We start from the raw sequence: 7,219 nt of genomic DNA, 5'->3' as shown, positions 1-7,219 counted from the left end.
TGTTTTGAGGTTGTGGATGGAACTGACGAAGTCAGTAACCATACCCATGGCAAGGCGAAGCTGACGTTGTTTGAAGAGATTTTCGAAGAGTATAAGCATTTTACTGAAATTTTATCTTACCCTCTAGGATGGCAAATGACATTCCCTATCAAAAATGGTAAAATAAGAAAAAATAATCCGAGAATCGAGGAATTAAGATGCAAGAAAAGATTTTGCTAACGGGTGGAGCAGGTTTTATCGGAACCCACACTGTTATTGAGTTAATCCAAGCAGGTCATCAGGTTGTTGTGGTGGATAACCTTGTCAACAGCAATCGCAAAAGTTTAGAAGTTGTTGAGAGAATTACAGGAGTTGAAGTACCTTTCTATGAGGCAGATATCCGTGATATAGATACTCTTCGTGACATTTTCAAACAAGAAGAACCAACAGGGGTCATTCACTTTGCTGGCTTGAAGGCTGTTGGAGAATCTACTCGTATTCCTCTTGCCTACTATGACAACAATATCGCTGGAACTCTTAGCCTTTTGAAAGCTATGGAAGAAGCCAACTGTAAAAACATCATTTTCAGTTCTTCTGCGACAGTTTACGGGGATCCGCACACAGTGCCCATCTTGGAAGATTTCCCACTTTCAGTGACCAACCCATACGGTCGTACCAAGCTCATGCTAGAGGAAGTTTTGATAGATATCTACAAGGCAGATTCAGAATGGAATGTGGTCTTGCTTCGTTATTTTAACCCAATCGGAGCCCATGAAAGTGGAGACCTAGGAGAAAATCCAAACGGTATTCCAAACAACCTCTTGCCATATGTGACTCAAGTAGCTGTTGGGAAATTAGAGCAAGTGCAAGTGTTTGGAGACGATTACGATACCGAAGATGGAACTGGTGTTCGTGACTATATCCACGTTGTTGACTTGGCTAAAGGTCACGTTGCAGCTCTGAAAAAAATCCAAAAAGGCTCAGGTCTAAACGTTTATAACCTTGGTACAGGTAAAGGCTACTCAGTTCTTGAAATTATCCAAAATATGGAAAAAGCAGTGGGACGTCCAATTCCTTACCGCATCGTAGACCGTCGCCCAGGGGATATCGCAGCCTGCTATTCAGATCCTGCAAAAGCCAAAGCAGAACTGGGCTGGGAAGCAGAACTCGGCATCACCCAAATGTGTGAAGATGCATGGCGTTGGCAAAGCAAGCATCCAAATGGATTCGAAGACTAAGATGGTGATATCAATCATTGTCCCCTGTTTAAACGAAGAGGAAGTACTTCCTCTTTTTTATCAGGCTCTGGAAGCTCTGATTCCTGACTTGGAAACAGAAATCGAGTATGTCTTTGTCGATGATGGATCAAGTGATGGGACCTTGGAACTCTTAAAGGCCTATCGGGAACAAAATCCGGCAGTGCATTATATTTCTTTCTCGCGAAATTTTGGCAAAGAAGCAGCTCTGTATGCAGGCTTGCAATATGCGACAGGAGATCTGGTGGTGGTAATGGATGCAGACCTCCAGGATCCTCCTGGTATGTTGCTTGAGATGAAAAACTTACTAGACCAGAATGCAGATTTAGACTGTGTAGGAACACGGAGAACTAGTCGGGAGGGAGAACCCTTCTTTCGCAGTTTTTGTGCTGATCTCTTTTATGGCTTCATGAAAAAAATTAGTCCAGTAGCCTTGCCGTCAGGTGTCCGTGATTTTCGCATGATGAGAAGGTCTGTGGTTGATGCCATTTTAAGCTTGACCGAGTCCAATCGTTTTTCTAAGGGACTTTTTGCCTGGGTCGGCTTTAAAACCCACTATTTGGACTATCCAAATGTCGAAAGGCGGGTTGGCAAGACCAGTTGGAGTTTGAGGCAACTTTTTTTCTACTCCATTGAAGGGATTGTTAATTTTTCAGATTTTCCCCTGATTATCGCCTTTGTGGCGGGACTCCTATCTTGTTTTATTTCTCTACTAATGACCTTTTTTGTCGTGGTTCGGACCCTTATTTTGGGCAATCCGACATCGGGTTGGACCTCTCTGATGGCTGTCATTCTCTTTCTTGGAGGCATTCAACTCTTGACCATTGGGATTCTCGGCAAGTATATCAGTAAGATTTATCTGGAGACTAAAAAAAGACCACTTTATCTGATTAAAGAAAAAAGTGATGGTAGGTCAAAACAAAGATAGAATTTATCTAGCGTAGTTACTTTTTGTTTTTATAATTTTTTTACTCCAGAATTTTGGTGGTTTTTAAAGTAACTAGGGATTTGATACGATATAAAGGATTTATGTAGGGAGATTTACTGCAAAGACGATAACTTAATAAATAAAAAATTCAGGAGGGTTATTTTATGCTAAGTAAAGAGGAGTATATTGAAGAAATCGGGCTTATAGAGAAACAAAATTATGTAGAGGTTGAACTGTATCCTTTAGTTGCTGATATAATTAATCCGACTTTAAAAAATAGTTTATCAAAAAGATATGTCTTCGGAAGAAGAAAGAGTAATATGGGGCAAATATATTATGGTTTAAGTAATTTTCCTGATATAGTTATTTTGGATAAGAATTATCAAAATAAAGCCAGAAAAAGTATAGAAATTGAAGAATGGAAGAAACTTCGAGGATACGTGGAAATTAAGAATTTAAAGAATGATTTAATTACAGAGGAAGAAATCAAATCAACCATATCGAACAGTTTTGAACATATAACTGAGGAGATGGGACAACTTATTGGAGACCTTTTATGGTATAAAAAAGTAATTTATACAAATGGAATTCAATGGAGATTTCTAAGTTTAGATGACAAGGAAGAGATAGATAACACAATTGTTGAAGTGGTTAACAAAAGAATAGAAACAGAAGAAGCGGGAAATTCTTTTGATTGGTGGAAGAATATTAAAGATTTATCGTTTAACTATACGGATATATGCCTATCTAAAGATTGTAGACAAGAGTGGGACGAATTTGTAAAGAAAGTAAAGGAAATAGAATGGTAGGAGTCTATTCTCATTGAGAAATTTATATTTTAAGTTGCAGTAAGATTTATCTAGAGACTAAAAAAAGACCACTTTATCTCGTTAAAGAAAAAAGTGACCTTCCTGATTTTACAGAAAAAAATAAAGTGAAAAGACTATAATTTTACATGGAAATGTGCTAAACTAGAGGGAGTGGATTATCGCCATTGTTTTAGGATTCCTGATTTCCAATCAGGGCGCGAGTTGGGCAATTTTTAACAGCCTCTAAGACGTCCTGACTAGGAGAAATTTCTTTTTCTAGTTGGTCAGGATCATCGTAAAAACGCACGATTCCATTATCGTGGTAATCAAATAAGTCAGAATAAGTTTGGCAAAGCCCACAGGCGATGCATCGTTCAGGTATAAGTGTGATTTTCATGTTCATATTTATATTGTAATAAGAAAAGTAAAAAAAAACAAGGAGTAAGGTATGGCAAAAGAACCGTGGCAAGAAGATATTTATGATCAAGAAGAAGCAAGAGCAGAGCGTCGGCATCGAAACCACGGAGGGGCTGATAGGATGGCTAATCGTATTTTGACGATCCTAGCTAGTATTTTCTTTGTAATTGTGGTGGTGATGGTCATCGTTCTCATCTATCTATCATCGGGGGGGAGTAATCGCACAGCAGCCTTAAAAGACTTTCATGATTCTGATGCAAGTGTAGTACAAATCTCATCTTCAAGCAGTTCTCAGCCTGAGCAGAGTTCAGAGCCAGAATCTACTTCTAGTAGTTCAGAAGAAGCTGCTAATCCTGAAGGAACGATTAAAGTTCTCGCAGGAGAAGGGGAAGCAGCTATTGCCGCTCGTGCAGGAATCTCCATTGCTCAGTTAGAGGCCTTGAATCCTGGGCACATGGCTACAGGATCTTGGTTTGCTAATCCAGGTGATGTTATAAAAATAAAATAGGAGCCGATATGAAAACAATTCAAATTGCTATTGATGGTCCTGCTTCCAGCGGTAAGAGTACGGTCGCAAAGATTATTGCTAAGGATTTTGGATTCACCTACCTTGATACAGGAGCTATGTATCGTGCAGCGACCTATATGGCTCTTAAGAACCAATTAGGAGTTGAAGAAGTCGAAGCCCTTCTAACCTTGTTGGACCAGCATCCAATCAGCTTTGGACGTTCAGAAACTGGAGACCAGCTTGTTTTTGTAGGAGATGTGGATATTACCCATCCTATCCGTGAAAATGAAGTGACCAATCATGTTTCTGCTATTGCAGCAATTCCTCAAGTGCGTGAGAAACTAGTTTCTCTCCAACAAGAAATTGCCCAGCAAGGTGGGATTGTCATGGATGGTCGCGATATTGGAACTGTTGTATTGCCACAAGCAGAATTGAAAATTTTCCTAGTAGCTTCTGTTGATGAGAGAGCAGGGCGCCGTTACAAGGAAAATATTGCCAAGGGAATTGAAACAGACCTTGAAACTCTAAAAGAGGAAATTGCTGCGCGTGACTACAAGGATAGTCATCGGGAGACTTCGCCTCTCAAACAAGCAGAGGACGCTGTCTATCTTGATACAACTGGCTTGAACATTCAAGAAGTAGTTGAAAAAATCAAAGCAGAAGCTGAAAAAAGAATGTAAATGTAGAAAAGCCGATAGATGGATATCGGTTTTTTTCTAAATTTGTCAAAATGCTGATTTTAGGGTATAATAGTTGCTGTTCGAGAAATTTTGATTTTCAAAGAATAGTGAATGATGATAAGGAGAAACTATGAACAATTTACCAAATTGTCCAAAATGTAACTCAGAGTATGTCTACGAAGACGGTGCCCTACTGGTTTGCCCAGAGTGTGCTCATGAGTGGAATCCTGCTGAAGTTGCAGAAGCAGAAGAAGGTCTTGTCGCTATCGATGCCAACGGAAATAAATTGGCTGATGGTGATACAGTAACTCTCATCAAGGACTTGAAAGTAAAAGGTGCGCCAAAAGATTTGAAACAAGGGACGCGCGTGAAAAATATCCGCATCGTAGAAGGCGACCACAATATCGACTGTAAGATTGATGGTTTTGGTGCCATGAAACTTAAATCAGAGTTTGTGAGGAAGATTTAAGCATGTCAAAACACTATAAACTTGTATTTTATAGCCGTATCTTCTTGTTTCTAGCGGCTTTTACGGGAGTTTATCTTGAAATTACTAAGCATGGTGGTTTTGGGATGCTTCTCTATTACACGGTTCTGTCCAACCTCTTGGTAACTATTTTTACCCTTTATCTTCTAAAGGTTATGAGCCGTGTAGGTGAAAATTGGCAAAGGCCAAGTCTCTTGCGCTTAAAAGGTGGGGTCACCATGAGTATCATGATTACCTGTGTGATTTACCATTTCCTCTTGGCGCCCATTGCGACTAATTTCTATACCCTAGAAAATTTCCTTTGCCACTATATCGTTCCCATCTGGTTTTTAGCGGATACCCTCTTTTTTGACAAACAGGGTCAATATAAGATTTGGGATCCAGCAGTGTGGACCATTTTACCCTTGCTGTATATGATGTTTGCTCTTTTTAATGGCTTGGTTCTAAAACTCAATATTCCAAATGCCAAGGATAATCCTTTCCCTTACTTCTTTTTAAATGTGAACAAGGGTTGGGATGTCGTATTCAAGTGGTGTCTGATTATCTTTGTTGCCTATATGGTAGCAGGATTTATCTTCTACTTTATTAAGCAAATCAAGAGAAAGTCATTCTAATACTCTTCGAAAATCTCTTCAAACCACGTCAGTTTCCATCTGCAACCTCAACACACTGTTTTGAGCAGCCTGCGGCTAGCTTCCTAGTTTGCTCTTTGATTTTCATTGAGTATAAGACACAAGGGATTCATTTTCGAGTTTGAGAAGGAGTCTGTGTACCAATGAGGCTTCTTCTTTTCTTGCTTTTTTGATAACTATCAAAAAAGTAGAAGATTAAGAGAAATATAGAAAGAGATTTCATGAAACAATTTTTAGAACGGGCCAGCATTTTGGCTCTCTCCCTCGTTTTGATTACCTCCTTTTCCATTTCGAGTGCCCTACCAGCCATGTTTGACTATTATCAGGGTTATTCTAAGGAACAAATTGAGCTCTTGGTGAGCTTGCCTTCCTTTGGAATCATGATGATGTTACTGCTAAATGGTTTCTTAGAAAAAATATTTCCTGAGCGCTTACAGATTAGTTTGGGCTTGCTGATTTTATCATTGAGCGGTACAGCTCCCTTCTGGTACCAAGCCTATTCCTTTGTCTTTGGAACACGGCTTCTTTTTGGTTTAGGTGTTGGGATGATCAATGCCAAGGCCATTTCTATTATCAGTGAACGCTATCAAGGAAAAAGGCGAATTCAGATGTTAGGGCTACGCGCTTCTGCAGAGGTCGTTGGAGCTTCTCTCATTACCTTGGCCGTCGGTCAGTTGTTGGCCTTTGGTTGGACAGCTATCTTTCTAGCCTATAGTGCTGGATTTTTGGTGCTGCCCCTTTATCTGCTCTTTGTCCCTTATGGAAAATCAAAGAAAGAAGTCAAGAAAAGAGCGAAGGAAGCAAGTCGTTTAACTCGAGAAATGAAAGGCTTGATTTTTACCCTAGCTATCGAAGCGGCAGCTGTAGTTTGTACCAATACAGCTATTACCATCCGTATTCCAAGTTTGATGGTGGAAAGAGGATTGGGGGATGCCCAGTTATCTAGTTTTGTTCTTAGTCTCATGCAGTTAATCGGGATTGTGGCTGGAGTGAGTTTTTCTTTCTTGATTTCTATCTTTAAAGAGAAACTGCTCCTCTGGTCTGGTATTACATTTGGCTTGGGGCAAATCGTGATTGCCTTGTCTCCATCCTTGTGGGTGGTAGTAGCAGGAAGTGTTCTGGCTGGATTTGCCTATAGTGTAGTCTTGACGACGGTCTTTCAACTTGTCTCTGAACGAATTCCAGCTAAACTCCTCAATCAAGCAACTTCATTTGCTGTATTAGGCTGTAGTTTCGGAGCCTTTACGACCCCATTCGTTCTAGGTGCAATTGGCTTACTAACTCACAATGGGATGTTGGTCTTTAGTATCTTAGGAGGTTGGTTGATTGTAATCTCTATCTTTGTCATGTACCTACTTCAGAAGAGAGCTTAGGATTGATTCCTAAGTTTTTCTTTTGATACTCAATGAAAATCAAAGAGCATAGTTGATTGAGTTTGGAATAGTACGCTGTAGCTGCTAAAATATTTCTAGAAATTAATTTGACTTTCCTAATAGAATTATTCATATCTTATTTCAATCTAC

Annotated in this window: 9 protein-coding genes and 3 pseudogenes; 11 read left to right on the top strand and 1 reads right to left on the bottom strand. The window is 39.7% G+C overall.

Annotation, left to right across the window (positions count from 1 at the left end; translation table 11 throughout):
* The 6 genes and pseudogenes from HT708_RS11625 to HT708_RS10500 form a co-directional block, all read left to right on the top strand.
* Window positions 1-219, top strand: a 219-nt coding sequence (locus tag HT708_RS11625; protein WP_205380757.1) for a hypothetical protein, incomplete at its 5' end; no start/stop codon positions are given.
* Window positions 198-1,217: a UDP-glucose 4-epimerase GalE gene (gene galE, locus HT708_RS10515; RefSeq protein WP_138700652.1), complete on the top strand. Its 1,020-nt coding sequence runs from the start codon at window positions 198-200 to the stop codon at window positions 1,215-1,217. The genes HT708_RS11625 and galE, both read left to right, overlap by 22 nt.
* Window positions 1,171-1,713: pseudogene (locus HT708_RS12385) on the top strand (glycosyltransferase family 2 protein); the annotation flags it as partial. The gene galE and the pseudogene HT708_RS12385, both read left to right, overlap by 47 nt.
* Before the next feature lie 249 nt (window positions 1,714-1,962).
* A pseudogene (locus HT708_RS12380) lies at window positions 1,963-2,163 on the top strand (glycosyltransferase); the annotation flags it as partial.
* A 164-nt stretch (window positions 2,164-2,327) separates the two neighbouring features.
* Entirely contained in the window at window positions 2,328-2,972 is a 645-nt protein-coding gene (locus HT708_RS10505; RefSeq protein WP_172926365.1) for a hypothetical protein, read from the top strand.
* 38 nt (window positions 2,973-3,010) lie between these two features.
* A pseudogene (locus tag HT708_RS10500) lies at window positions 3,011-3,112 on the top strand (group 2 glycosyl transferase); the annotation flags it as partial.
* Window positions 3,113-3,162: 50 nt separating this feature from the next.
* Here the strand turns inward: HT708_RS10500 and HT708_RS10495 are convergent.
* Window positions 3,163-3,369, bottom strand: coding sequence for a ferredoxin (locus HT708_RS10495; RefSeq protein WP_171039317.1), 207 nt, complete (start codon window positions 3,367-3,369; stop codon window positions 3,163-3,165).
* Between the two features lie 51 nt (window positions 3,370-3,420).
* On the opposite strand from HT708_RS10495, the gene HT708_RS10490 reads away from it, so the two are divergent.
* The 5 genes from HT708_RS10490 to HT708_RS10470 all read left to right on the top strand — a co-directional run bounded on the left by HT708_RS10490 (window position 3,421) and on the right by HT708_RS10470 (window position 7,069).
* A complete protein-coding gene (locus HT708_RS10490) occupies window positions 3,421-3,897 on the top strand; it encodes an SAG1386/EF1546 family surface-associated protein (RefSeq protein WP_001040899.1) in 477 nt (158 codons plus the stop codon).
* A gap of 8 nt (window positions 3,898-3,905) precedes the next feature.
* Entirely contained in the window at window positions 3,906-4,577 is a 672-nt protein-coding gene (gene cmk, locus HT708_RS10485) for a (d)CMP kinase (protein WP_100104790.1), read from the top strand.
* Window positions 4,578-4,707: 130 nt separating this feature from the next.
* Entirely contained in the window at window positions 4,708-5,046 is a 339-nt protein-coding gene (locus HT708_RS10480) for a zinc ribbon domain-containing protein YjdM (RefSeq protein ID WP_001061585.1), read from the top strand.
* Window positions 5,047-5,048: 2 nt separating this feature from the next.
* On the top strand, window positions 5,049-5,678 hold the full coding sequence (locus HT708_RS10475) for a Pr6Pr family membrane protein (protein ID WP_000033949.1): 630 nt from the start codon (window positions 5,049-5,051) through the stop codon (window positions 5,676-5,678).
* A 239-nt stretch (window positions 5,679-5,917) separates the two neighbouring features.
* Window positions 5,918-7,069: an MFS transporter gene (locus tag HT708_RS10470; protein WP_138703593.1), complete on the top strand. Its 1,152-nt coding sequence runs from the start codon at window positions 5,918-5,920 to the stop codon at window positions 7,067-7,069.
* Window positions 7,070-7,219: the final 150 nt, after the last annotated feature.

This window comes from Streptococcus sp. 3613, assembly GCF_013277375.1.
GTDB lineage: Bacteria > Bacillota > Bacilli > Lactobacillales > Streptococcaceae > Streptococcus > Streptococcus pseudopneumoniae.
This window is presented reverse-complemented; position numbering and strand designations above follow the sequence as displayed.